22 protein-coding genes are annotated in these 24005 nt (G+C 64.5%); 11 read left to right on the top strand and 11 right to left on the bottom strand.

The window, feature by feature from the left end; genetic code table 11:
- Positions 1-31: 31 nt before the first annotated feature.
- Together N826_RS02420 and galE are read right to left on the bottom strand one after the other, a co-directional pair.
- Positions 32-616: a class I SAM-dependent methyltransferase gene (locus N826_RS02420; protein ID WP_044425686.1), complete on the bottom strand. Its 585-nt coding sequence runs from the start codon at positions 614-616 to the stop codon at positions 32-34.
- A gap of 1 nt (position 617) precedes the next feature.
- Positions 618-1658: a UDP-glucose 4-epimerase GalE gene (galE, locus tag N826_RS02415; protein ID WP_044425685.1), complete on the bottom strand. Its 1041-nt coding sequence runs from the start codon at positions 1656-1658 to the stop codon at positions 618-620.
- Between the two features lie 310 nt (positions 1659-1968).
- Here galE and N826_RS02410 point away from each other — a divergent pair, with 310 nt between their 5' ends.
- Positions 1969-3159 (top strand): glycosyltransferase, encoded by a 1191-nt coding sequence (locus N826_RS02410; protein WP_044425684.1) that lies wholly within the window; start codon positions 1969-1971, stop codon positions 3157-3159.
- A complete protein-coding gene (locus tag N826_RS02405; protein WP_052830767.1) occupies positions 3156-4298 on the top strand; it encodes a glycosyltransferase family 4 protein in 1143 nt (380 codons plus the stop codon). Before N826_RS02410 ends, N826_RS02405 begins: the two co-directional genes overlap by 4 nt.
- A 4-nt stretch (positions 4299-4302) precedes the next feature.
- Here the strand turns inward: N826_RS02405 and N826_RS02400 are convergent, their stop codons facing one another.
- The 7 genes from N826_RS02400 to N826_RS02370 form a co-directional block, all read right to left on the bottom strand.
- Positions 4303-5277 (bottom strand): SDR family oxidoreductase, encoded by a 975-nt coding sequence (locus N826_RS02400; protein ID WP_044425683.1) that lies wholly within the window; start codon positions 5275-5277, stop codon positions 4303-4305.
- A 76-nt stretch (positions 5278-5353) separates the two neighbouring features.
- Entirely contained in the window at positions 5354-6460 is a 1107-nt protein-coding gene (locus tag N826_RS02395) for a branched-chain amino acid ABC transporter substrate-binding protein (RefSeq protein WP_044425682.1), read from the bottom strand.
- Positions 6461-6501: 41 nt separating this feature from the next.
- Entirely contained in the window at positions 6502-7041 is a 540-nt protein-coding gene (locus N826_RS39605) for a PRC-barrel domain-containing protein (RefSeq protein WP_052830766.1), read from the bottom strand.
- Positions 7042-7058: 17 nt separating this feature from the next.
- Complete coding sequence (locus tag N826_RS42780) at positions 7059-7946, bottom strand: PRC-barrel domain-containing protein (RefSeq protein WP_044425681.1); 888 nt, start codon at positions 7944-7946, stop codon at positions 7059-7061.
- Between the two features lie 117 nt (positions 7947-8063).
- Positions 8064-10280, bottom strand: a complete 2217-nt coding sequence (gene parC, locus N826_RS02380; protein WP_044425680.1) for a DNA topoisomerase IV subunit A — start codon at positions 10278-10280, stop codon at positions 8064-8066.
- Between the two features lie 3 nt (positions 10281-10283).
- Entirely contained in the window at positions 10284-11033 is a 750-nt protein-coding gene (gene recO, locus N826_RS02375; protein ID WP_044425679.1) for a DNA repair protein RecO, read from the bottom strand.
- Positions 11034-11502: 469 nt separating this feature from the next.
- Positions 11503-12726, bottom strand: a complete 1224-nt coding sequence (locus N826_RS02370) for an amino acid aminotransferase (protein WP_044425678.1) — start codon at positions 12724-12726, stop codon at positions 11503-11505.
- A gap of 229 nt (positions 12727-12955) precedes the next feature.
- Between N826_RS02370 and N826_RS02365 the strand changes: the two genes are divergently transcribed.
- The 3 genes from N826_RS02365 to N826_RS02355 all read left to right on the top strand — a co-directional run bounded on the left by N826_RS02365 (position 12956) and on the right by N826_RS02355 (position 16158).
- Positions 12956-14650 carry an AMP-binding protein gene (locus tag N826_RS02365; RefSeq protein ID WP_044425677.1) on the top strand — a complete coding sequence of 565 codons (1695 nt, stop codon included), beginning with the start codon at positions 12956-12958 and terminating at the stop codon, positions 14648-14650.
- A 98-nt stretch (positions 14651-14748) separates the two neighbouring features.
- Complete coding sequence (msrA, locus tag N826_RS02360) at positions 14749-15297, top strand: peptide-methionine (S)-S-oxide reductase MsrA (protein ID WP_044425676.1); 549 nt, start codon at positions 14749-14751, stop codon at positions 15295-15297.
- An 81-nt stretch (positions 15298-15378) separates the two neighbouring features.
- The gene (locus N826_RS02355; protein ID WP_044425675.1) at positions 15379-16158 is read left to right on the top strand and encodes an OBAP family protein; all 780 of its coding nucleotides are present in this window, start codon (positions 15379-15381) and stop codon (positions 16156-16158) included.
- A gap of 3 nt (positions 16159-16161) precedes the next feature.
- On the opposite strand, the gene N826_RS02350 is transcribed toward N826_RS02355, so the two are convergent.
- Together N826_RS02350 and N826_RS02345 are read right to left on the bottom strand one after the other, a co-directional pair.
- Positions 16162-17901 carry a bifunctional diguanylate cyclase/phosphodiesterase gene (locus N826_RS02350; protein ID WP_044425889.1) on the bottom strand — a complete coding sequence of 580 codons (1740 nt, stop codon included), beginning with the start codon at positions 17899-17901 and terminating at the stop codon, positions 16162-16164.
- A 174-nt stretch (positions 17902-18075) separates the two neighbouring features.
- Positions 18076-18978, bottom strand: coding sequence for a LysR family transcriptional regulator (locus N826_RS02345; RefSeq protein ID WP_044425673.1), 903 nt, complete (start codon positions 18976-18978; stop codon positions 18076-18078).
- A 120-nt stretch (positions 18979-19098) separates the two neighbouring features.
- Between N826_RS02345 and N826_RS02340 the strand changes: the two genes are divergently transcribed.
- The 6 genes from N826_RS02340 to N826_RS02315 are packed head-to-tail and all read left to right on the top strand — an operon-like array spanning position 19099 to position 24001.
- On the top strand, positions 19099-20085 hold the full coding sequence (locus tag N826_RS02340; RefSeq protein ID WP_044425672.1) for an ABC transporter substrate-binding protein: 987 nt from the start codon (positions 19099-19101) through the stop codon (positions 20083-20085).
- Positions 20086-20094: 9 nt separating this feature from the next.
- Complete coding sequence (locus N826_RS02335) at positions 20095-20949, top strand: ABC transporter permease (RefSeq protein WP_044425671.1); 855 nt, start codon at positions 20095-20097, stop codon at positions 20947-20949.
- Between the two features lie 10 nt (positions 20950-20959).
- The gene (locus N826_RS02330) at positions 20960-21736 is read left to right on the top strand and encodes an ABC transporter ATP-binding protein (RefSeq protein WP_044425670.1); all 777 of its coding nucleotides are present in this window, start codon (positions 20960-20962) and stop codon (positions 21734-21736) included.
- Positions 21733-22494 (top strand): SDR family NAD(P)-dependent oxidoreductase, encoded by a 762-nt coding sequence (locus N826_RS02325; RefSeq protein ID WP_044425669.1) that lies wholly within the window; start codon positions 21733-21735, stop codon positions 22492-22494. The genes N826_RS02330 and N826_RS02325 overlap by 4 nt, the downstream gene beginning before the upstream one ends.
- Positions 22488-23198 (top strand): SDR family NAD(P)-dependent oxidoreductase, encoded by a 711-nt coding sequence (locus N826_RS02320; RefSeq protein WP_044425668.1) that lies wholly within the window; start codon positions 22488-22490, stop codon positions 23196-23198. Before N826_RS02325 ends, N826_RS02320 begins: the two co-directional genes overlap by 7 nt.
- Before the next feature lie 29 nt (positions 23199-23227).
- Complete coding sequence (locus tag N826_RS02315) at positions 23228-24001, top strand: creatininase (RefSeq protein WP_044425667.1); 774 nt, start codon at positions 23228-23230, stop codon at positions 23999-24001.
- Positions 24002-24005: the final 4 nt, after the last annotated feature.

Here is a 24005-nt window from a genome sequence, read left to right as displayed (position 1 = left end):
GACCATGGCGGGAAAAATCAGGGCAAGAAAGTCAGGGCCGGAAGGCCACGACATGGAAATCGGCCCCGATCGGCAGCAGCGGCAGCGGACCGTCGTAACGGACCATCGCGTCGTGGAAACCGACGTCGCGGATGGTGCGCGTCAGGGTGCGCGCCGCCAGCCCAGCCCCTTTCGGTTCGAACAGGACGATCAGTCCGCCGGGCTTCAGCACGCGATACGCTTCGAGCAGCAGGACGGCACGCCTGTCCTCAGGCGTCGCGGACAGCCCGCGGTAGCCGGTGATCACGTCGAAACTGGCGTCGGCGTAGGGAATGGCGGCACCGTCGAACCGGCGGAAATGGGCTATCGCCGCAAAACGCGCCACTGTCGGGCGCGGCTTTGCAGTGGGACCCTCAAGGCAGACCAGCCGGACGCCGGGGAACAGGCTGCGATACCACGACACAGCCTCTCCTCCTCCGGCAGCGATATCCAGGATGCCGCTCGATCCGGGGAACAACTCGCGCAGGTCACGGGTGATGCGGAGCACCTGACGGACACGGCGGCCGGCCGCGTCTTCCGCATCGTGGTATGGCCGTACCGCAGCGCGAGTGCCGAGAGCGAAATCCTGGAACGACATATCAGGAAGCCTGACGCGTCTGCGCGGCATCTCCCGAGGCGGGTCGGTCGGGAACGCCGGAAATGTGGCGCTCCCAGGCGAGCGCCGTCCTGACCATCTCCTCCACGCTGTCATGGGCCGGTTTCCAACCCAGGACTTGGCGAATGCGATCGGCGCTGGCGACGAGGGCGGGAGGATCGCCCGCCCGGCGCGGAGCGTCCACCACCGGCAGAGGTTCGCCGGTTACCGCCTCGACCGCGCGCAGGACTTCGCGGACCGAGAAGCCACGGCCATAGGCGCAGTTGACCAGCAGGTTCCCACCGTTCTCCACCAGATGGCGCAGCGCCAGGACATGGGCGTCGGCCAGATCGGACACGTGGATGTAGTCGCGGATGCAGGTGCCGTCGGGCGTCTGGTAGTCGGTGCCGAAGACTGAAATGCTGTCGCGAAGGCCCAATGCCGCCTGTACCGCCACCTTGATGAGATGGGTCGCCGCGGGCGTGTTCTGCCCGGCGCGGCCCGCCGGGTCCGCTCCCGCCACGTTGAAGTAGCGAAGGATGCCGATGTTGAGGCCATGGGCGGCCGACGCGTCCCGTAGCATCTGCTCGGTCATCAGCTTGGATGCACCGTAGGGATTGATCGGCTTGGTCGGCGTGTCCTCGGAGATGGGCGAACTTTCCGGCTCGCCGTAGACGGCGGCGGTAGACGAGAAGATCATGTGCCGGACGCCCTGCTTGATGCAGGTATCGATCAGTCCCAGGCTGTTCTGAGTATTGTTGTGATAATACTTGAGCGGCTTCTCGACCGATTCGGAAACGACGATGCTGCCGGCGAAGTGCATGACGGCAGCTATCCGGTGCTCCTGGATGGCGCGCGCCAGATGGGCGGTGTCGCCGATATCGCCTTCCACCAGCGTGACATCGTCCGGAACCGCCAAGCGGACGCCGGTCGAGAGATTGTCGTAGACGACGACCGGAATGCCGGCATCCTTCAGGGCCAGTACCGCGTGTGAGCCGATATAACCGGCTCCGCCCGTGACGAGAACGACGGGTAACTCTGACATCGATTTTCCCATAGCATCAATAACGGCATCATGGATGCCAATCTTCGACCGGCATTGTCGCAGTCGCTTATCGACACCAGAAGAACGCGATGGAGTATCGAAGAGTTCATTCACTCCGCATCGGCGTGATCATTTATCGAGGGTCGTACCCGGCTGCGCTGGCTGTTCGCCCGCAGCGGTACTCCCGTTTAGATTTTGGTTTATTTTAATTTTAGGCGAGCTGAGCCTTCGCTTTCGCTAGCTTGAAAAGCGTGGGCTTACCTCTTCCTTTTCGTTGTTTCCCTTTGGGGACGGAAGACAGGATGCGGCCATGCGCCAGGACATGCCGACCCCCCTACAGCTTCTCGTGGAAACGCTGCCCGACCGGCCACGGCTGGTCGTCTTCAGCGACGACTGGAGACGGCATCCGAGCAGCTCGCAGCACCTGATCCTGCAATTGCTGTCGCGGTATCGGGTGGACTGGGTCAATACCGTCGGCACCCATCGGCCCCGGCTTTCCCTGGGTGACCTGCGGCGAGGTATCGAGAAGCTGAAGGGATGGACCGCCGGACACGGCGATTCGGCACCCGTAGCGGAGACGCCCGATCCGCTGGCCCCCGTCGTCCATGCCCCGATCCATTGGCCGGGGTTCAAGACCAGGGCGGAGCGGATGCTGAACCGCCTCCTGCTGCGGCGGGCACTCGCCGGCGTGCTGAACGCCGATCCCAAACCGGCGGCCGTAATCACGACGGTCCCGATCACGGCGGATCTGGCTGCGAGCTTTCCCGGCCTGAAATGGATCTATTACTGCGTGGACGACTTCGCGGAGTGGCCGGGGCTGGACGGCGATACCCTGCGGCGGATGGAACTCGACCTGCTCCGCCATGCCACGACGGTCATCTGCGTTTCCGATGTGCTGAAGCGGCGGCTGGCCGGGCTCGGCATCCAGGCGCATCTGCTGACCCATGGGGTCGAGCTGACGCATTGGCAGGCGGTGCAGCGTCGGCCTCTCTGCGGGCCGGGACGACGGCCGACCCTTCTGTACTGGGGACACGCCGACACCCGGCTCGACGCCGATATCCTGCTTCACCTGACCGCGACTTGCGACGTCCGGATGGTCGGCCGCTACGACGAGGTGGACAACAGGCTGGTCCGCCAGCGCGGCATCGCTTGGACCGGGCCGCAACCCTATGAGCGGCTGCCGGAACTGGCGAGCGAAGCGGATGTGCTGATCATGCCCTATGCCGACTTGCCCGTGACGCGTGCGATGCAGCCGCTGAAGCTCAAGGAATACCTGGCGACGGGATTGCCGGTGGTGGCGACACCCCTGCCAGCCAACCGCGCCTGGGGCGACGCGATGGACCTGACCGCCGATCCTGACCATTTCGCCAAGCTGTGTCTGACACGAGCGCGGCGGTCGCTGCCGGACTCGCAGGCGCGGGCACGGGGCCGGCTGGCTAACGAGAGTTGGGAGAACAAGGCCTTGCAGTTCGAACAGTGGTTCATGGCGTCCAAACCATGAATGTCATGACGACCATCGACGACATCGCCGTGCTTCACACCCGGATCGTCACCGGAACCGGCGGCGGGCCGGAGAAGACCATCTTCAATTCGCCCCGATATATGCGCGGGACGGGATACCGGGAACTGGCATGCTACCTGCGGCCGCCGGACGATCCCGGATTTGCAGTACTGCGCCAACGCGCCGCCGCCAAGGACTGCCCGCTGATCGAGGTGGACGACGCCTCGGCCTTCAGCCTCAGCAGTCTGCGGCGGCTGGCTGCAATCTGCCGCGAACACGATATCAGGATCTGGCACGGCCACGACTACAAGACGAACCTGTTCGGCGTGCTGCTGAAGCCGTTCGTCGGGTTCAAGCTGGTCACGACGGTCCATGGCTGGGTCAAGCACACGTCGAAGACCCCGCTCTACTACGCCGTTGATCGCTGGACGCTGCCGCGCCACGAGCAGGTGATCGTCGTCTCCGCCGACCTGTATGAGCGCTGCCGTGCCAGCGGCGTGCCGGAGAACCGGCTTCACCTGATCGAGAACGCGATCGACACCGAAGACTTCCGCCGCACTGGCCCGGCGGCGCTGGCGGCTGGTCGAGTTGGGGTGCCGCCGGGCCGCCTGCTGATCGGCGCCGTCGGGCGGCTGTCGGGGGAGAAGGGCTTCGACCTGCTGATCCGGGCCGTGGCGACGCTGATCGGCGAAGGGCACGACTTGGAGCTTTGGATCGCGGGCGACGGCGAAGCCCGGGACGAGCTGGAACGTCAGGCCGTGGCAACCGGCTATGGTGACCGAATCCGCCTGCTCGGCTTCCAGGCCGATACGGTAGCCTTGTTCGAGAACTTCGATCTGTTCTGCCTTTCAAGCCTGCGCGAAGGTCTGCCGAACGTCGTGCTGGAGGCGATGGCGATGGAAGTGCCGGTCCTTGCGACGCGCTGCGGCGGGATCGAGGCTTTCGCGCGAGACGGCACCGATATGCTGACGGTGCCGTCCGATTCGGCCGACGCGCTGGCGGGTGGCTTGCGCCGCCTGATCGAAGACGCCGAACTCCGACGCCAGCTTGCCGACGCCGCCCGCGGCCGGATCGAGGCGGAGTTCAGCTTCCGCCGCCGCATGGAGCGGATGGCGGAAGTCTACGAACTGCTCTGGTGACCGGTCAGCGCCGGACCAGTGCCCCGACGGCGGCGATACTGGCGACGGCGGCCAGCCCGGCCAGCGTCAGGGATCGGACGTTTCCGCCGGAAGTTTGCCTGCGGTAGCCGCCGCTGGTTCCCGTGCCCTGCCGGATCGGTTCGAACAGGGAGCCATGGGTGTAGGGGGCGGGCGCCGCGCGGCGGAAATAGTGCTTGAGGGCGCGGGACATCACGGCTTCCGTCAGGGCCGGAGCCAGCGTGTGCATGAACTTGGTCACCGGGGCCATGGCGCCGACGGTGACGCCGCGACGAGGATGCTTCGCCAGACCGACCATCGCGTCGGCAACGCGCTCCGGCGCTACGAGCGGTGATCCCGGCTTGAGTTCCTTGCCCATATAGTTGCCGCCGTGCTGGTAGCCCGGCGTGTCGATGACGGCGGGAAAGACGTCGCAGACGTGGATTTCCGGCCAGTCCTCCAACTCGAGGCGGATGCTTTGAGTGAAGCCTTCGATGCCGGCCTTGCTCGCGGCATAGGCCGCGGCGAAGGGCGGAGCGATCCAGGCGCCGAACGAGATGTTGGTGATGAGGGTGCCGTATTGCTGGTCGAGGAAGTACGGCAGCACGGCATGCGTCCCGTTCATGCTGCCGAACAGATTGGTCTCCACGACTTGGCGGTGGCTTTCCATCGGCACGTCGGCGAAGGGGCCGACCAACCCGATGCCGGCGTTGTTGATCCAGACGTCGATCCCGCCGAACCGCTGGGCTGCGGTGCTCGCCAGCTGGCGCATGTCCTCAAGGTCGGTGACATCGGACGGCACGGCGATGGCGTGAACGCCGTACCTTTGCGCTTCTTCCGCGACTTCGAACAGCGCTTCGTCGCGCCGGGCACCGAGGACCAAATTGGCGCCCTGCGCCGCAAAGGCGAACGCCGCCGCTTTGCCGATGCCGCTGGACGCGCCCGTGATGACGACGGTGGTGTTCCGCAGGCTGTTGGGCATGGGGGGAGGCCTTTCGTAACTTGAAGGTTTCTCCCGTCCCAACAGTGCTGCGGCGTCTCCGTCCCCCTGATGCCCCCTATTTGCCGGCGACCGTCTGGTACTTGCCATTGTTCCAGGAATACATCACGAAAGCCGGCTCGGTCAGGTCGCCTTTGTCATCGAACTTCAGCGGCCCGATGACCGTGTCGAAGTCGGCCCTGTGGAGCACGTCGATGACGGCGTCCGGATCGGGTTCGCCCGCCTCGCCGATGCCCTGGGCGAGCACCTGCATCGCGGCATAGCTGTAGAGCGTGAAGAAGGCGGGCTCGACGTTATTGGTGCGAAGCTGCCGGATCACCGGCTCGGCATTGGGGTTCCGCGTCGGATCGGGGCTGAAGGTGAACAGCGTCCCGGCGCCGCCATCGCCCGTGATCGCCCAGAAGTCGGGGTTCGACAGGCCGTCGCCCGCGATCAGCTTGGCATCCAGACCGGCGTTCTTCATCTGGCGGACGATCTGGCCGGCTTCCGCGTGGTAGCCGCCGAAGTAGACGGTGTTGACGCCAGCTGACTTCATCTTGGTGACCAGTGCCGAGAAGTCGCTCTCGCCCGGATTGACCGAGCCGGTCATGACGGGCTGGATGCCCTTGGCACCCAGCGCCTTGGTCGTGGCTTCGGCCAGTCCGCTGCCATAGGCCTGTTTGTCATGGACGATGGCTACCTTAGGGTCCTTGATGTTCGCGGCGATATAGTCGGCGGCGACAAGCCCCTGCTGATCGTCGCGGCTGGTCACGCGGAAGACGTTGTCCAGCCCCCGCTCGGTCAGGGCCGGCGCCGTCGCGGTGGCCGAGATCATGACGATCCCCTCCTCCGCATAAACATCCGAGGCCGGGATCGACGGGCCGGTGCAGAGATGGCCGATCACGAAGGAGATGCCGTCGTTGACGACCTGATTGGCGGCGGTGACGCCTTGCTTGGGATCGCAGGCGTCGTCGTAGACCTTCAGCGTGATCTTGTCGCCGTTGATCCCGCCCTTGTCGTTGATGGCCTTGGCTGCCTCCTCGACACCCTTCCGCATCTGGTCGCCGAACGAGGCCATGGAGCCGGTTACGGCAGTTACCACCGCCACCTCGATATCCGCCCGCGCCGTCGCGGCGGTGCCGGCGAACATCAGAAGAGCGGTAAGAGAAACGGCGGTCTTGCGCATTTGATTAAATCCTTTTCTACGCACGCTACAGTACAATGTGGTCATTTTTCCGGCTGTTCCGGTCCGATGACTGTCTTGGCTTCGCCGCTGTACTCGAACTCCGGCGCGTTATCCAGTTCGTCCTTGGTCAGTGTAGCTACCAGACCCTGGCTCTGGGGCTCGACCCGGACCTTGTCCCAAGGGATAGTGACCAGCTTTTCGCCTAACCCAAGCAAGCGGCTGCGCGACAGGACGAGGCTGTCGATCTCCGGACTGTCGGGCTGGGTGACGAAGTCGCGAACCTCGCCGATGTCCTCGCCCTCGCTGTTCTTGACGGTCTGGCCGACGATGTCTTCCGGCATGCGGCCGCCGATGGTCGGAACATGGACGACCTTGATCTCGGCTTCGCCCGCGGTTTCCACCTGAATCTGCGGCGGGGCGGATTCTATCCGGATCTGCGGCTCGGCGGGGCGGACCTCGACCGTGCCCTGCCCCTGGACGACAGCCTGGGGCGGCTGCGCCGGCTGCGGCTGGGTCTGGGCCAGCGCCGGAAAGGCGGTGCCGAGGAGCAGGGCCGACGTGATGAAGATGTGTCTGCGCATGTCTGTCGCTCCTGATATCAGCGGGTGGGTCCGACCAGGGCGTTGTCGCCCTCGGCATAGGCGTGCTCGGGAGCCGTCTCAAGCTGCTGCCGGTCCATGGGGAGGGTGATGCCGTTGCCGTCGGGCTGGACCGCGATCTGGTCCCACGGAACCGCGATCTGCTTGGCCCCAACGCCGAGGAAGCCGCCGACATCTACGATCGCTTGGCTGACAGCACCATCCTGACCCATCAGCAGGTCCCGGACTTGGCCGATCTCCTGGCCTTCCGCATTGACGACCGGCTTGCCGATCATCTGCTCCACGGCGACGCCGGCGGGCGACGGTGGGGTGACGGGCACCGGCTCGGCTGGTGGTGCCGGAGGAGCTGCCGCGAGCGGTGCGGGCGGCGGTGGCGGCGGGGCGGCGGGCTCGACCTGGATCTGGGCCGGAGCCTGCTCAATCACGACCTGGGGCGGCGGCTGCTGGACGTTGACGTGCGGTTGCGCCTGATCGAAGCGGACGAGCGGCTGCGGCTGCTCGACCACGATCTCGGGATCGGCCTGCTCGATGATGATTTCCGGCTCACGCTGGCGGACGATCACCTGGGGCTGGAACTGGCGGACGGTGATCTCGGGCGGAGGCTGGCGGACGATGATTCGCGGCGGGGCCTGCCGGACGATGATCTGCGGCGGTTGCTGCTCGATCACGATTTCCGGAGGCTGCTGCTCCACCGTCACCTGCGGCGGCGGCTGCTGGACATCGACGGCGGCCGGCGGCTGCTGAACGTCGATCTGCGGTGCGGGCGCCGGTGCCGCCGGAGGCGGCGGAGCGGGCGGAGACTCCGGCGGCGGCTGTTGCGCACTGGCTCCCGCCGCCCAGGACCACGCCGCCAGGGCCGTGGTCATCATCAGTAAGGTCTTGCGCATCCCACTCTCCGGTTTTTCGCGACCTGTCGCAGGCCGCCCGATCATTGATCCATGTGGGACCATGAACGATGGGCTGGCCGGAGAGTTCCTGCCGGGGGTGCTCGAATATTAGGCTATTCAGGTGAAGCGGTTGTTCTTGGGGAAACCGTTGGGCGGCAGGCGTCCGATCGTGCCCCGATACGCTTTCCACGGTGACATGTCGGTTTCCACCCGGGTCCGCTCGCCGCTCTTCCAGGAAAGGCCCTGGGAGAAGGTGAACGTCGTCACGTCGGCCAGACTGCCGTCGGTGTATTTTTGAAGCGTGACGCCACGGCCGCGCGCCATTACCGGCACCTCCTCCAGAGAGAAGACCAGCAGTTTGCGGTTGTTGCCGATCACGGCGACGGTATCGCCCTCGACCGGCACGCAGAACTTCGCGTCGACCCCGTCGCCCAGGGTCATGATCTGCTTGCCGCCCCGGGTCTGGGCGATCACCTCGTCCTCGTCCACCTGGAAGCCGCGGCCATTGGACCCCGCGACCAGCAACCGCCGACCGGGTTCGTGCTTGAACAGGCTGACCAGTTCCGCGTCATTGGCAAGGTCGATCATCAGACGCAACGGCTCGCCGAAGCCCCGGCCGCGCGGCAGCTTGTCCACGGCCAGCGTGTAGAACCGTCCATTGGTGCCAAGCACCACCAGCTTGTCCGTCGTCTCTACCCGCAGCACGAAGCGCTCCCGGTCGCCGTCCTTGTACTTGATGTCGGCCACCTCGGTCTGGTGGCCCTTGACCATCCTGATCCAGCCCTTCTCGGAGCAGAAGACGGTGACCGGCTCGCGTTCGACCATGGCCTCAAGCGGGATCACGATCGCCGAGGGCGCATCGCCGATCACCGTGCGGCGCTGGCCCAGCGGCGTGTTCTTGCCGAACTTCTTCTTCGTCTCGGCGATCTGCTTGGATATCGCTTTCCAGCGCCGGGGTTCGTTCTCCAGCAGGTCGGCCAGATCGGTGCGCTCCGCCGTCAGGGCGTCGTGCTCGGTCTTGATCTCGAACTCTTCCAGCTTGCGGAGAGACCGCAGGCGCATGTTCAGGATCGCCTCGGCCTGGACGTCGGTCAGCGCGAAGGTCCTGATCAGCGTCTTCTTCGGCTCGTCCTCCTCGCGGATGATGCGGATCACCTCGTCCAAGTTCAGATACGCGATCAGGTAGCCGCCCAGCACCTCCAGCCGGTGGTCGATCTTGCCGAGACGGTGGCGCGTGCGCCGCTCCAGCACCTCGATCCGGTGCGCCAGGAAAGCCTGCAGCACTTCCCGCAGGTTCATGACGCGGGGGATGTTGTCCTTGTCCAGCACGTTCATGTTGAGGCCGAAGCGGACCTCCAAATCGGTGGACTTGAACAGCGACTCCATCAGGACGTCGGGATCGACGTTGCGGTTCTTCGGGACCAGGACGAGGCGAATATCCTCCGCCGACTCGTCACGAACGTCGTCCAGCAGGAAGAGCTTGCGGGCGGTCAGCAGCTCCGCGATCTTCTCGATCAGCCGGCTCTTCTGGACCTGATATGGGATCTCGGTGACGACGATCTGCCACGTTCCCTGCCCCAGCTTCTCCAGCTCCCACTTGGCCCTCAGCCGGAAGCTGCCGCGCCCCGTCCGATAGGCTTCCGCAATGCAGGCGGCGGGTTCGACCAGGGTGCCGCCGGTCGGGAAGTCGGGACCGGGAACCAGGCGGACGAGGTCGTCCACGGTGGCGTCGGGATGCTTGATCAGGTAGGTCAGAGCGTCGCACAGCTCTTCCGCATTGTGCGGCGGGATCGACGTCGCCATGCCGACCGCGATGCCCTGCGAGCCGTTGGCGAGCAGGTTGGGGAAGGCGGAAGGCAGCACGATGGGCTCTTCGCCCTCGCCGTCGTAGGTGCCCCGAAAATCGACGGTATCCTCGTCGATGCCTTCCAGCAGCGCACGTGCAACAGCGGTCAGCCGGGCCTCGGTGTACCGCATCGCGGCGGCGTTATCGCCATCGATGTTGCCGAAATTGCCCTGCCCGTCGATCAGCGGATAGCGGACGGCGAAGTCCTGGGCCAGACGGACCAGCGCATCGTAAACAGCCGTGTCGCCATGCGGGTGAAACTTACCGATGACGTCGCCGACGACGCGGGCGCATTTCTTGGGCGGCGTGTCCGGTTCCAGCTTGAGCTGGCTCATGGCGAACAGCAGCCGGCGGTGGACCGGCTTCAGCCCGTCACGCACATCGGGCAGCGAACGCGCCATGATGGTGGACAGCGCATAGGACAGGTAGCGCTCGCCGAGGGCTTCGGAAAGCGGCTTATCTTGGATATCGAGTACAGGGTCGGTCATGTCTTATCTACTACCAGACAGGGTAGCCAATTTGCGATAGCGTTCGATGAATCTTGTCCGCGCCGCCGGCATGGCGGTGTCGCGGCTGGCGAAGGCGTGACGGTCGAGGAAATGCCCTGTCAGGTCCAGCCCGGCAAGCACTTCCTCTTCCAGACCGCCGCTGCGGGCGGCTGCCTGCCCCGTCAGGAAGCCCGGCAGCGGCAGCAGCTTGTCGCGATAGGGCTCCCCCGCCGACAGGGATACCGCCCGGCCGGTGCGCGGACTGACATAGGCGAGAGCGTCGTTGGCGCCGGTAGCGGCACAGGTGCCGAGGTCGAGGCCGAATCCCAGTTCCTGGAGCAGCCCCAGTTCCCAACGGACATAGGCCGGCGCCCACAGCGGCGTTTCCAGCGCTTCGAGCAGCGCGGCAAGGCCATGGAAGACCGGCTCGTGCGGCTCCCGGTCGGGCAGCGCCACCTCGGTCACCGCACAGGCGGAGACGAGGCAGGCCAGCCGGACCGGATCGTCCAGCATCGCGGCGGACGAATTGTGGACCGGCTCGACCGTGAAGGAGCCGAGATGGTCGGCGAGTCGCGCCCGCCAGCGGGCGCTGACGCGGTTGCCGGGCTGGAGGTTGCCGCGCTGCTTGGACGAACGTCCACCCTGAACCAGACCGGCGTGCCGGCCATGGCTGTGCGTCAGCAAGGTCGCCACCACAGCCGCCTCACCGTGCGGCCGGGCGGACAGTACGATCGCCTCATCTGTCCATTCCATAGGAATGTTCTACCAAAGTTCTCATCGGGATGCCCGAAACTTTCGTCTGGGACATCGCATCGGATAATGAAATTGCACTTAGCGAAAAAGCCGCATTTCTGTGATATCGACACGGAATATTCTCGAGCAGGCAATGTTAACCATTCTGTAAACGCGATGGTTCAGTGTCGGGGTCATCAACAGATCTCACACAATTAGAAGTACGGTGTCGTCATGTGGAGCAGCTTTTCCAAGGATTGGGCGCGTTGGTCGCCAGCCGAACGTTTTACGGCTCGTGTCGTCTTTCTCGTCTGTACTGTGAGTGTGGCAAGTCAGGCAGTCATACATATAATCTGACTAGCGCTTGTCTTCCAGACTGTACGCAGCGAAACTCCGCCAATACTACAAATTCGTCTTCGTATGCCGGCGCCCATCGACCGGAGCGCGGGCATACGAGAAATGTAAAGCCGACTAGCCCGATAAGACCGCCTTACGCGGTCTTCAGGCACCCGGCGATGGCATTGGCCACCGTGTCGATGTTCCGGGAATTGAGTGCGGCAACGCAGATGCGGCCGCTGTCCAGCGCATAGATCGAGTGCTCTTCCCGCAACCGGGCGATGACCAGCTGCGGCAGGCCCGAGTATGAGAACATGCCGCGCTGGCGCGTGATGAACGAGAAGTCCTCACCGTCCACCAGGGCGGTCAGCTTCTCCGCCAAAGCTTCGCGCATCGAGCGAATGCGGGTGCGCATGCCGGTCAGTTCCTCGTCCCACAGCGCCCGCAGCTCCGGCGAACCGAGGACGGCGGAGGCGATCTTGGCGCCGTGCGACGGCGGGCTGGAATAGTTCGTCCGCACCAGCCGCTTGAGCTGGCTCAGCACGCGTGTCGCCTCGGCAGAGTCTGACGTCACGACGCTGAGCGCCCCAACCCGCTCGCCGTAGAGCGACAGCGACTTCGAGAACGAGCTGGAAACCAGCATCGAGACGCCGGCGGCGGCGAAGGCGCGAACAGGAGCCGCGTCGGGGTCGAGCCCTTCGGCGAAGCCCTGGTAAGCGATATCCAGGAAGGGGACGAGGCCGCGGGCCTTGACCACCTCGATCACCTCGGCCCACTGCTCCGGCGTCAGGTCCAGGCCGGTCGGGTTGTGGCAGCAGGCATGGAGGATCACGACATCGCCGGCGGGCAGGCCCGACAGGCACCCGACCATGCCGGCGAAGTCCAGCTCACGCCCACGCTCGCGGCTGTAGGGATAGGTTTCCACCGTGAAGCCGGCGTTCTCGAACAGGGCACGGTGGTTTTCCCAGCTCGGGTCGCTGATCCAGACGCGCTTGGCCGGCGTGAACCCGCGCAGCAGGTCGGCGCCCAGGCGCAAACCGCCGGTCCCGCCAAGGGTCTGCACGGCGACGACGCGCCCCTCGGCAATGGCCGGGCTGTCGGCGCCGAAGACCAGGGATGAGGCCGCCTTGTCATAGGCTTGCAGGCCGTCGATCGGCAGGTAGGTGAGCGGCTGGCTGCCTTCCAGCAGCAGCGTCTCGGCCCGCTTCACGCATTCCAGGAGGGGAACACGGCCATCGTCGCCGACATAGACGCCGACGCCCAGATTGATCCGGTTGGGATTGGGGTCTGCGTTGAACGCCTCGGTGATGCCCAGGATCGGGTCGCGGGGCGCCAGGGCGATGGGGGCGAAAAGGGACGATGTATTGGTGGCGCTCATGGCTGCACACGGTCCTCAAGGAATTGGCGTCAATCGCGGACTCAATAGCATCGGAACCGACCGTTCGTCTCGTCAAGATTTGGCGAACCGGCTGATATCGGCTGCCGCACCCCTGCTCCTTCCGGGGCTTTCTCCCTTCCGCATATCGTAGTAGTCATCGGCTCTTGAAAACAGGCCGGCGCCGGGAATATCGGCGCTACGCAAAAACGATGCGTCAGGAGGAAACGCGATGACCAGACTTGAGCGGAGCTATGTCCACGGTGCGGCCACCACGCCGCTGATCGGCGATACGATCGGAGCGCACCTGGACCGTGTCGTGGCGCTGTCGCCCGATGCCGATGCTCTGGTCGTCCGGCCGCAGGATATCCGCTGGACCTATCGGCAGTTCCGCGACGAGGCGAACAAGGTGGCGGCCGGGCTGATCGCCCTGGGACTGAAACCGGGTGACCGGATCGGCATCTGGTCGCAGAACAATGCCGAGTGGGTTCTGACCCAGTTCGCTACGGCCAAGGCCGGACTGATCCTCGTCAACATCAATCCGGCCTACCGCACCCACGAGCTTGAATACGCGCTCAACAAGGTCGGCTGCAAGGCGCTGATACTGGCGTCGTCGTTCAAGAGCAGCGACTACATCGCGATGATCCGCGACGTCGCGCCGGAACTGGACCACGCCGAACCCGGCAGGCTCGACGCGCACAAGGTACCGAGCCTGCGGACCGTCATCCGGATGGGCACGGATCGAACGCCGGGCATGCTGAACTTCGGCGATATCGCCGCCGCTGCACGTGACGAACATTTCGCCAGACTGGACGAGTTGAAGGACGTCCTCCAGTTCGACGACGCGATCAATATTCAGTTCACCAGCGGCACCACCGGCAACCCCAAGGGCGCCACGCTGACGCACCACAACATCCTGAACAACGGCTTCTTCATCGGGGAGGCGATGCGCCTGACCGAGCACGACCGCCTGTGCATTCCCGTGCCGTTCTACCACTGCTTCGGCATGGTGCTGGGCAACCTCGCCTGCGTCACGCATCGCGCCTGCATGGTCATTCCGGGAGAAGGCTTCGAGCCGGAAGCCGTCCTGACCGCCGTCCAGGAAGAGCGCTGCACCGGCCTGCACGGCGTGCCGACGATGTTCATCGCCGTCCTGAACCACCCGCGCTTCAAGGAGTTCGACCTGTCCACGCTGCGCACCGGCATCATGGCCGGCTCCCCCTGCCCGATCGAGGTCATGAAGCGCGTGGCCGGCGAGATGAACATGCGGGAGATCACCATCGCCTACGGCATGACCGAGACCAGCCCGGTCAGCTTCCAAAGCTCGGTGGACGACCCGCTGGAGAAGCGGGTGGCGACGGTCGGTCGCATCCAGCCGCACCTCGAGGTCAAGATCGTCGATGCCGAAGGCCGGATCGTGCCGGTCGGCACGCCGGGCGAGTTGCTGACGCGCGGCTATTCGGTAATGCGGGAATATTGGGGCGACGAGGAGCGGACGCGGGAAGCGATCGACGCGTCGCGCTGGATGCACACCGGCGATCTGGCCGTCCTGGACGAGGACGGCTACTGCAACATCGTCGGACGCATCAAGGACATGGTCATCCGGGGCGGTGAGAACATCTATCCGCGCGAGATCGAGGAGTTCCTGTATACCCACCCCAAGATCGCCGACGTCCAGGTCTTCGGCGTGCCGGACGAGCGGTACGGCGAGCAGCTTTGCGCCTGGATCAACATCCAGGAAGGCGAGATGCTGACCGAGGACGAGGTTATCCAGTTCTGCCGCGACAGGATCGCGCACTACAAGGTGCCGCGCCACATCCGGTTCGTCGAAGCCTTTCCCATGACGGTCACCGGCAAGATCCAGAAGTTCATCATGCGGCAAAAGATGATCGAGGAATTGAAGCTGGAGATTTCCAGGACGGCATGATCGCGGGAATGTTACCGCAGGCCGGGTTTTCGCAGCAGTTCCGCGCACCACATGGAGACGCGGAACATTGAATGCACTTACCCAAGGAATGAACAACGATGGCCGAGAACCAGCAACTGGCAACGGCAACCGTCGGCGGCGGCTGCTTCTGGTGTACCGAAGCGGTCTTCCAGAACCTGCGCGGCGTGAAGAGCGTCAAGTCCGGCTATGCCGGCGGACATGTCGAGAACCCGACCTACCAGCAAGTCTGCACCGCGACCACCGGCCATGCCGAGGTGATCCAGATCGCCTACGATCCGGCGGTGATTTCCTACGAAGACCTGCTTGAGGTGTTCTTCACCACCCACGACCCGACCACGCCCAACCGTCAGGGCAACGACGTCGGCCCGCAATACCGCTCCGTCATCTACTACCACGATGCCGAGCAGGAGCGGATCGCGCGCGACGTCATCAAGTCGGTCAACGACCGCAGGATCTGGAACCGCCCGGTCGTGACGGAGGTGTCGCCGCTCCCGACCTTCTATCCGGCGGAGGCCTATCACGACGACTACTTCGCTCGTAATTCCGGACAGCCCTATTGTCAGGTGATCATCGAGCCGAAGGTGGCGAAGCTGCGGAAGCAGCACATGGACAAGCTTCGGGCCTAAGCGGGAGCGGAGGCTGCGGGGGAACGAAACTCCACCGAAACTGTCAGATGGAGGATCGTACAATCATATCGGGAGAAACCGATGCCGTCCCCCCGCAGCAGGGTCCTGATCGCCTCATCCTTCCTCATGACGCTCGCCGCCTGCACCGGCTCCGGGACAGTACCGCCCAGCACCAGCCCGCCGGGTGCGGAGACCAGCGCAAAGACCGACGTGCTGGCAACAGGAGCGGCGGCGCTTCAGAGCAACGCGCCGCTCGGCAACATGGACATCTATCTCGTCGGCTTCCACCCGATGAAGAACGATCCGAGCCACCAGATGGAAGCGCACCACTTCTGCCATCAGGTGAACGAGGACTTCGCCCAGTGCGCGCTGTTCGACGGCAACACGGCGGATGCCAACCTCAACGGCGTCGAATACATCATCTCCGAACGCCTGTTCGAGCAGCTTCCGCCTAAAGAGCGCCAATACTGGCACCCCCACAACGGCGAGATCCTGTCCGGCCAGCTCGTAGCCCCCAACCTTCCCGGAGTGGCGGAGCACGAGCTGATGAAGGGCAAGATGAACAGCTACGGCAAGACGTGGCACACATGGCAGTCGGAGCACGGCACGGAACCCGGCGCCAAGATGCCCTATGGCCCGCCCCTGCTGGCATGGTCGTTCAACCGCCGGGGCGAAGCCCAGCCTGGACTGGTCGAGGCGCGCGACCGCGAGATGGACATATCCACATCCGAACGGAGTGCGGCTCGCCAGGACCTCCTGCCGCAGGCCCACCCGCAGGAAGGCGTGGACGCATTGAAGGGCAAGTTCCCACGACCGACCCAGGCGATACCCGGCGTCGTGGATAAGCGCGCCGCGAAGTGATCGCTATGCCGACACTCTCTCCGCAATCTCGTCCAGCTTCGCGAAGGCGAGTTTGCCGGGAGAGGCCTTCGCTTGCTTTTTGCACGCGGCGATGGCTCCGCTGATCTCATCGATGGTCGGGCACGAGACGCCGGGGTTCAACTGGCACAACACGGCACTGGCCGACAGCAGCGGGAAGGTCTTGGTCCTGCCCTCGCGGTCCTCCGCCGTGATGAAACCGCGCAACCGAGTTTCCGGGTCGTAGAAGCTCTCGATATCCGAGGTGAACCGGCCGATCAGCTTGCTTACCTCGGCGACGCCTTCGGTGGCCGACACGCCCCGGATGCCGATGAAGAAGTCGTCGCCGCCAATATGGCCCAGGAACCATGACTCGGGCCGCGACGCCTTCCGGCACAATTCGGCGAACAATAGGATGGCGCGGTCGCCCTGGCGGAAGCCGTAGGTGTCGTTGAATGGCTTGAAGTTGTCGAAATCGATGTAAGCGAGGAAAGCGCCTTCGCCGTCGGCGATGCGGCCGGCGATGTATTCGTTGATGGCGGCATTGCCGGCCAGCCGGGTCAGCGGGTTCTCCTCCCGCGCGCGGTCTAGATTCTTCTCATGGACGGCCCGAATCAGCGAATGGGCGCTGAGGAAGCCGCGATAGACCATGTCGGTCGTGATCAGGATGCCGTCGGCATGGTCGGTCGCCGAGAAGATCGCCAGCATCTGGTCGAACGGGGTCGCAAGGTCGATCACCGGGCAGCGGACGACGAAGTCCGTGATCTTGCGTCCGATCTGCTTGTTGGCGATCAGGTCCTTGCCGAAGGGAGAATAGGCGTAGTTCTTGAGGCTGCTTTCGCACAGGATGCCGAGCGGTCGGCCGGCGCCGTCGACCACCGGGAGAAACGATGCGCTGGCATTGCTGGCGAACCTGCCGAAGACCTCGCGCATCGGCATGTCGGATGGAATTGCTGGAGCCGTGTCCAAACGCTCCAGCACCCATTCCTGATCCTTCTTTCTGCGGTCCGTGAAGCTGTCGCACATGGCGACATGCGGGAAGGACAAGCTGGCGCGGCGTGCATCCGCGATAGGTGCCTGGACGAAGAAGCCCTGTACCAGATCGCATCCCAGGTCGCGGCAGATCCGCAGTTGCTGGGCGTTCTCGATACCGACGGCAATCACCTGAACGCCCAGCGTATGGGCCACGCCGATCAGTTGAGCCAGAACCACCCTTTTGCGGGCATTCGCCTCGATCCCCTGGATGAAGGAGCGGTCGATCTTGATGAAATCCGGCTCGACCTCGTGCAGCATCTCCAGTCCATCCGCGGTGACTCCGAAGCGGTCGAGCGCCAGCATGGCTCCCCCTCGCTTCAGCAACCGAACGCGGGCAGCGGCATCCGCGCAGGCGGGCATCGACGTTATCTCCGTCACCACCCGCACACCATCCTTGCCAGGGTCTCCGGCTCCGATGCCGCTCAGGACACTCCAGGCATCGGCTATTCGATGATCCAGGTTGAAGGACAACACCCGGGAGCCGTCCGCCGCGGCAGGCGGCAGCATCCGGAGAGCCTTGCGGCGCACCAGAGCTTCGAGTTCCGACAGCAAACCGGAGTCGTGACTGGCACGCAGGATTTCCCCGACCGACCGGTATCCCATTGCCTCATGTCCCCGCACCAAAACCTCGTGTGCGAAGATCTGGCCGGAGGAGGTGCTGACTATCGGTTGAAAAGCGACGGTAAGACGTTGAAGATTTTCCCGAAGCATTCTCCAGTCGCCCTTCGCGCAGGTCCGCGTGTCCATAGAACCTCCGTTTGAAAAGCGCCTTGCGAGTGCAGGCTACCCAAGTCTGGTACTTCGGATATCACGGCGACAAGCATTCCTGCAACTTGAAGGGAATAAGACATAAAAATTTAATAATAACTAGACTAATGGTTTTATTCATGAAGAGGCGGCCTGACGTTTGATTTCCTGAACGAAGGACTGGACCAGCGCCCGCTGTTCATCGGCGCTGCGCGTCACGACGAAGTGCGACGATGCGAAATTATAGGTCTTCGGCTTGAGCGGGCGCATCAACCCGCGTCCGACCCAGTCATCGCCGATGTGGCAGGGCAGGAATCCGATGAAACGGCCCGACAGGATCATCATGACCTGTGCTTCCATGTGCATGACGGTCCCAGCCGGACGCGGATGGTTGGCACGGTAGAGGTCGTCGAAGTGCTGGTAGCCTCGCACCGCGAACGACGCCTCCTCGATAGCACCCCTGTCCAGCCGGTCGTCCGGCACGTCGAAGAGCGGATGGGGCCGGCCGCAGTAGAGGGCATGCGGCTCTCGGTAGATCGGCAGGTACGTCAATCCCGGTACCTTCTGCGACATCGGACCGACCACGACATCGCGGGAGCCGTCGGCGACAGCCGTTTCCAGCTCCGCCGGGGTGGCAAGCCACAGGTCGATGAAGACATCCGGCGCGTAGTCGCAGTAGCGGGCCAGCGCCTTGTGGATGCCGAGCACCGGCGAAGTCACGACGCCATCGACGATGCCGATCCTCAGCCGCCCCATCAGCTTGCCCCGGTCGCGTCCGATCCGAGACTGGAAGGCGTCGATCTCCGCGAACAGCCGCTTGGCCGCGTCGTAGGTCGCCTCACCGAACTCGGTCAGGCGGAAGCCCCGGCGTCCGCGCTGGCACAGCGGCGCACCCAGTTTCCGCTCCAGCGCCGCCAGATGCGTGCTGAGTGTCGATTGCGACAGGTTCAGCAGAATCTGCGCATCGGCGAAGCCGTCGGCTTCGGCCAAGGTCACGAAGACGCGGAGCAGGCGCAGGTCGATGTTGTCGAGGCGTCTCATGTTCCTGCCAGCGCTGATACATTGAAGGTTTTCGATGTATCCGTCTATTAAACGGGATTCATTTTCGATGTAAACCTGGGTGATGATCGCGGCATCGAATTCCTGTGAAGAGGGTCACCGATGCTCCGCATAAGCCAGATCGCAGCCGCTGTATTCCTTCTCGGGACCGTTTCCGTACCGACCTTGGCCGCAGACACCATCCGCGTGCTGTCGCCGACATGGCCAGGGTTCGCCCCCGTGTTCGTCGCCTCCGACAAGGGTTACTTCAAGGAACTCGGCCTGACCGTCGACATGAAGTTCGAGGACGATCGGGCCAACGTGATGGCGGCGATGCAGCGCGGCGACATAGACGTCGATATGCGGACCGTCGGCGAGCATCAGGGCCGCCCGCGTGACGAGACGACGCCCGGCATCATCATCGGCACGATCGACAAGTCTGTCGGCGGCGACGGCGTGATCGCCGACGGCTCGATCGACGGCGTCGCCGACCTGCGCGGCAAGAAGATCGCGGTGGAGCCTAATATCCCCGCCCGCCTGCTGCTTCAGCTCGCCCTGAAGAAGGCCGGGATGAGCCTGAACGACTTGCAAATCGTGGAGATCGCGACCGCCGACACGGCGGCCGTCTTCGCCGACACCTCTATCGCGGCGGTCGGCACCTATCAGCCGTTCCAGTCGCAGGCAATCACGATCTCCCCGGCCCGCAAGGGCAAGGTCCTGCTGTCGTCGGTCGATTCCGAGATCATCATCGACGTGATCACCGCCCGGCAGGACGATCTCAAGACGAACCCGAAGAAGTACCAGAACTTCCTGACCGGCATATATCGGGCAATCAAGTTCTTCGAGACCAACCCGGACGAGTTCATCGCCCTTGCCGCCCCCCACTACAATCTGAGCGAGGAAGAGGTCAAGGACATCATCGCCACCAGCCTCGCCTATACGCCGCTTGCCGAGGCCAAGGAGATGATCGGAACTTCGGGCAAGCCCGGTAAGCTGTATGGCATCTTCGATACCGTGATGCAGCTCAACCTGGAGAACGGTGCGGCCGAGACCAAGCTGTCGGCGTCCAGCCAGATCGATCCCTCGGTAATCGCCGCAGTCTCTCCATAGGCCGGACCTATGACCGATATCAGCGAAACCGCTCCCGTGACCGTCCCTGACCCCCGAACCGCCGCGACGGCCCCCAGGCCCGATCCGTCCTCGATCTGGGCGTTTCGCGGCACCCTGTCCAGGCGGGCGCAGATCGGGATAGGTGTCGGAACCAGCGTCGGGCTGCTGCTGATCTGGGAGGCGGTCGCACGGATCGGGCTGGTGAACACGACGTTCCTGCCATCCCCCAGCACCGTGCTGAGTTCGATGCTGATGATGGTCCAGAAGCAGAACCTGCTTCAGCATGCCGGCATCTCGACATTGCGGGTATGGGTCGCCTTCATCCTTGCCGCCGTCATGGCGATCCCGATCGGCATCCTGATGAGCAGCTACCGCGTGGTAGGAGCAGCGCTTGAGCCGATCATCGACTTCATCCGCTACCTGCCGGTACCGGCGCTGGTGCCGCTGTCGATCATCTGGTTCGGCGTTGGGGAAAGCACGAAGCTGTACCTGCTCTGGCTCGGCACCTTCTTCCAGCTCGTCCTGCTGGTCGCCGACGACATGCGGCGCGTGCCGCACGAGTATATCGAGATCGCCCATACCCTAGGGGCCAACACACGACAGACGCTCCGCGACGTGGCGTTCCGCGCCATGCTGCCGGGACTGGTCGACAACCTGCGGATCACGCTGGGCTGGTGCTGGACCTACCTGATCATCGCCGAGATCGTAGCCGCCGACAGTGGCATCGGCTTCGTCATCTGGACCGCCCGCCGGTACATGAAGACGCCAGAGGTGATGGCCGGCGTCGTCGTGATCGGCGTGATCGGTCTGGTCACCGACCAGCTTCTCCGCGCCCTCCACCGCCGCGCATTCCGCTACCTGTGAGCTTGCAGAAATGATCGAGCCCTATCTGGCCTTCCATGGCGTCACCAAGCGGTTCGGCGACTTGGACGTGGTGGCGCAGCCGTTCAGCATCTCGGTAGCCCGCAACGAGTTCGTCGTCTTCCTGGGACCTTCGGGATGCGGCAAGACCACGCTAATGCGGATGATAGGCGGGCTGGAGACGCCATCCTCCGGTGCGATCTGCCTGGAAGGCCTGCCGGTCGGCGGCCCGGACCATCGGCGCGGCATGGTGTTCCAGTCCTATTCGTCGTTTCCGTGGCTGACGGTCGCCGAGAACGTCCTGTTCGGCATGCGCTACCGCAAGGACCTGACGGAGCAGCAGAAGCTTGCCCGCCGCGACAACTACCTGGAACTGGTCGGACTGTACGACTTCTCCGACGCCTATCCCAACAAGGTGTCGGGCGGCATGCGCCAGCGGGTGGCCATCGCCCGCACACTGGCGGCCGGCTCCGACGTGATGCTGATGGACGAGCCATTCGGAGCGCTGGACGCCCAGCGGCGGGAACGCTTGCAAGTGGAGCTTCGGGCGATCCAGCGGCGCGACGCCAAGACCATCGTCTTCGTGACCCACGATGTCGAAGAAGCGGTGTTCCTGGCGGACCGGGTCATCGTCTTTTCCAAGCGCCCCGCCCGCGTCATGGCCGATATCGACATCACCGAACGCTTAGGCGCCGAGCGTCCGCTCGAACTGCGCGACAGTCCGGAGTTCTTCCAGCTTCGGAATGCTGTCCTGCGTCTGCTGCGCGAAGCGGCGGGAGACGAGGAATGACCGACTTTCCGAACTTCAAGGGACGCACCGTCCTGATCACCGGAGCGAGCCGGGGCATCGGCTTCGGCATAGCCCAGGGGTTCGCCGCCGCTGGAGCGGACCTTCATATCGCGGCGGAGAACGAGGGCATCGTCGCCGCCGCCGGAGAACTGGGCGCCACGGCGCATCGGGTAGATATCACCCAAAACGACGAGGTCGCGGCCATGGCGGCGCGGATCGGCGCCGTCGATGTGCTGATCAACAACGCCGGATTGGAGCTGATGACTCCCCTGGACGATACCAGCGCCGAGAACGAAGCGGCGTTCCGGCGGATCATCGAGATCAACATCCTCGGGACATTCCTGGTCACCCGCGCCGTGGCGCCGGGAATGCGCGCCGGCGGCGCCATCGTCAATACGGCTTCGGTCTGGGGCCGCGTCGCGGAGCCGCTGTTCTCCGCCTATGTCGCGTCCAAGCATGCGGTCATCGGATTGACCAAGACCTGGGCGAAGGAGCTTGGCCCCAGGGGCATCCGGGTCAACGCGGTGTGTCCCGGATGGGTGCGGACCGAAGCCTCCATGCGGTCGCTCGGCAGGATGGCGGAGCGGGCGAACCGACCAGAGCCGGAGTTGCTGGGCGACATCATCGCCGGACAGGCGCTTCCAGGTTTGATGGAACCGCCCGACATGGCGGGGACCTATCTTTTTCTCGCCTCCGGCCTCGCTGCCAACATCACCGGCCAGAGCCTCGGGGCAGATCGGGGAGAAGTACCATGGTGATGGGATTGGACGGAAAGCGGGCGCTGGTGACCGGCGCCGCCAGCGGCATCGGCCGCGCCGCCCGTGCGGCGCTTCGCGATGCCGGGGTGCGGGTAATCGGCCTGGACCGCGCTCCGGGGAGCGAGGGTGACGCGGATTGGGTCGTCGCCGACCTGACCGACGAACGTCAGGTCATTAATGCGGTCGCCGACGCCGTGGGCCGTCTCGGCGGCCTGGACATCCTGGTCAACTGCGCCGGGATCGAGATCGAAGCGCCGCTCCGGGGCATCGACATTGCCGATATGGACAGGATGTACGCAGTCAATCTCCGGGGTCCGGTCATCGTCGCCCGCGAAGCCTTGAAGTCGATGAAGCCCGGCGCCCGCATCATCAACATTGCGTCGGAACTGGCATACCTCGGACGGCAGAACGCGTCCGGCTATTGTGCCACCAAGGGTGCGATGATCTCGCTGACCCGGGCGTGGGCGCGGGAACTTGCCCCGGATATCCTCGTCAACGCGGTGGCTCCCGGCCCGATCGACACGCCGCTGCTGGGCTTCGACCGGATGACGGAGGCTCAGAAGGCCCTGGAATCCGCCAACCCCATGGGCAGGATCGGGCGTCCGGAAGAAGTGGCCGCCGCCATCCTCTTCCTGGCATCTCCTGCCGCCAGCTTCACCACGGGACAATGCATCAGCGTCGATGGCGGCGCGGCGATGCACTGATTTCCGACTGAACCGAAGGAACCGTTTCCATGGTCGAGAGCGTCTTCATGGCCGAGCTGAGCTGGCCGGAGTTCGCCGCCAAGGTGGCAGAGGGCGTCACCGTCTTCCTGCCACTGGGAACTACCGAGCAGCATGGCCCCCACATGGCGATGAACGTGGATGTCGTGCTGCCGACGGCGGTCTGCGAGCGGGTAGCGCGCAACGTCGGCGGCATCGTCGCCCCAACCATCCCCTACGGCTACAAGTCGCAGCCGAGGTCGGGCGGCGGCGAGGCGTTTCCAGGCACCACGAGCCTCGACGCCAACACCTTCTCGCTGGTCGTGCGCGACGTGATCCGCAGCCTCGGCACAGACGGCATCCGGCGGCTGGTCGTCGTCAACGGCCATTTCGAGAACTGCTGGCCGGCAGTCGAGGGCGTCGATCTGGGGCTGCGCGAATTGCGGCGCGACGGCATCGCCGACATGCAGGTGATGCGGCTGGAATACTGGGACTTCGTCGGCCGCGACACGTTGGACAAGCTGTTTCCCGAGGGTTTCCCCGGAACCGAGCTTGAGCATGCCAGCCTGCTGGAAACGTCGCTGATGCTCCTGCTGCGGCCCGATCTGGTCGATATGAGCAAGGTGCCGTCCGACGGTCCGGCCCAGTTCCCCACATATGACCGCTATCCCGTCCCCGAAGGTTTCGGCCCTGCTTCCGGCGTTCTTGCCCGTGCCCAAGGCTCCACCGCCGAAAAGGGCGAGCTTCTCATGAACGATCATGTCGAGCGGATCACGCAAGCCGTCCGGAAAGAGTTTGGAGTTTGACAGC

This window comes from Skermanella aerolata KACC 11604 (genome assembly GCF_000936425.1).
Taxonomy (GTDB): Bacteria; Pseudomonadota; Alphaproteobacteria; order Azospirillales; family Azospirillaceae; genus Skermanella; species Skermanella aerolata.
This window is presented reverse-complemented; position numbering and strand designations above follow the sequence as displayed.

What these genes read in the sequence shown, in the direction of transcription:
- N826_RS02320 (WP_044425668.1), top strand. Translation starts at nt 22,488, where the DNA reads ATGGTGATGGGATTGGACGGAAAGCGGGCGCTGGTGACCGGCGCCGCC.
- parC (WP_044425680.1), bottom strand. Translation starts at nt 10,280, where the DNA reads ATGACCGACCCTGTACTCGATATCCAAGATAAGCCGCTTTCCGAAGCC.
- N826_RS02395 (WP_044425682.1), bottom strand. Translation starts at nt 6,460, where the DNA reads ATGCGCAAGACCGCCGTTTCTCTTACCGCTCTTCTGATGTTCGCCGGC.
- N826_RS02350 (WP_044425889.1), bottom strand. Translation starts at nt 17,901, where the DNA reads ATGCTTCGGGAAAATCTTCAACGTCTTACCGTCGCTTTTCAACCGATA.
- N826_RS02330 (WP_044425670.1), top strand. Translation starts at nt 20,960, where the DNA reads ATGATCGAGCCCTATCTGGCCTTCCATGGCGTCACCAAGCGGTTCGGC.
- N826_RS42780 (WP_044425681.1), bottom strand. Translation starts at nt 7,946, where the DNA reads ATGCGCAAGACCTTACTGATGATGACCACGGCCCTGGCGGCGTGGTCC.
- galE (WP_044425685.1), bottom strand. Translation starts at nt 1,658, where the DNA reads ATGTCAGAGTTACCCGTCGTTCTCGTCACGGGCGGAGCCGGTTATATC.
- N826_RS02410 (WP_044425684.1), top strand. Translation starts at nt 1,969, where the DNA reads ATGCGCCAGGACATGCCGACCCCCCTACAGCTTCTCGTGGAAACGCTG.
- N826_RS02355 (WP_044425675.1), top strand. Translation starts at nt 15,379, where the DNA reads ATGCCGTCCCCCCGCAGCAGGGTCCTGATCGCCTCATCCTTCCTCATG.
- N826_RS02325 (WP_044425669.1), top strand. Translation starts at nt 21,733, where the DNA reads ATGACCGACTTTCCGAACTTCAAGGGACGCACCGTCCTGATCACCGGA.
- N826_RS02370 (WP_044425678.1), bottom strand. Translation starts at nt 12,726, where the DNA reads ATGAGCGCCACCAATACATCGTCCCTTTTCGCCCCCATCGCCCTGGCG.
- N826_RS39605 (WP_052830766.1), bottom strand. Translation starts at nt 7,041, where the DNA reads ATGCGCAGACACATCTTCATCACGTCGGCCCTGCTCCTCGGCACCGCC.
- recO (WP_044425679.1), bottom strand. Translation starts at nt 11,033, where the DNA reads ATGGAATGGACAGATGAGGCGATCGTACTGTCCGCCCGGCCGCACGGT.
- N826_RS02400 (WP_044425683.1), bottom strand. Translation starts at nt 5,277, where the DNA reads ATGCCCAACAGCCTGCGGAACACCACCGTCGTCATCACGGGCGCGTCC.
- N826_RS02405 (WP_052830767.1), top strand. Translation starts at nt 3,156, where the DNA reads ATGAATGTCATGACGACCATCGACGACATCGCCGTGCTTCACACCCGG.
- N826_RS02345 (WP_044425673.1), bottom strand. Translation starts at nt 18,978, where the DNA reads ATGAGACGCCTCGACAACATCGACCTGCGCCTGCTCCGCGTCTTCGTG.
- N826_RS02420 (WP_044425686.1), bottom strand. Translation starts at nt 616, where the DNA reads ATGTCGTTCCAGGATTTCGCTCTCGGCACTCGCGCTGCGGTACGGCCA.
- N826_RS02335 (WP_044425671.1), top strand. Translation starts at nt 20,095, where the DNA reads ATGACCGATATCAGCGAAACCGCTCCCGTGACCGTCCCTGACCCCCGA.
- N826_RS02365 (WP_044425677.1), top strand. Translation starts at nt 12,956, where the DNA reads ATGACCAGACTTGAGCGGAGCTATGTCCACGGTGCGGCCACCACGCCG.
- msrA (WP_044425676.1), top strand. Translation starts at nt 14,749, where the DNA reads ATGGCCGAGAACCAGCAACTGGCAACGGCAACCGTCGGCGGCGGCTGC.
- N826_RS02315 (WP_044425667.1), top strand. Translation starts at nt 23,228, where the DNA reads ATGGTCGAGAGCGTCTTCATGGCCGAGCTGAGCTGGCCGGAGTTCGCC.
- N826_RS02340 (WP_044425672.1), top strand. Translation starts at nt 19,099, where the DNA reads ATGCTCCGCATAAGCCAGATCGCAGCCGCTGTATTCCTTCTCGGGACC.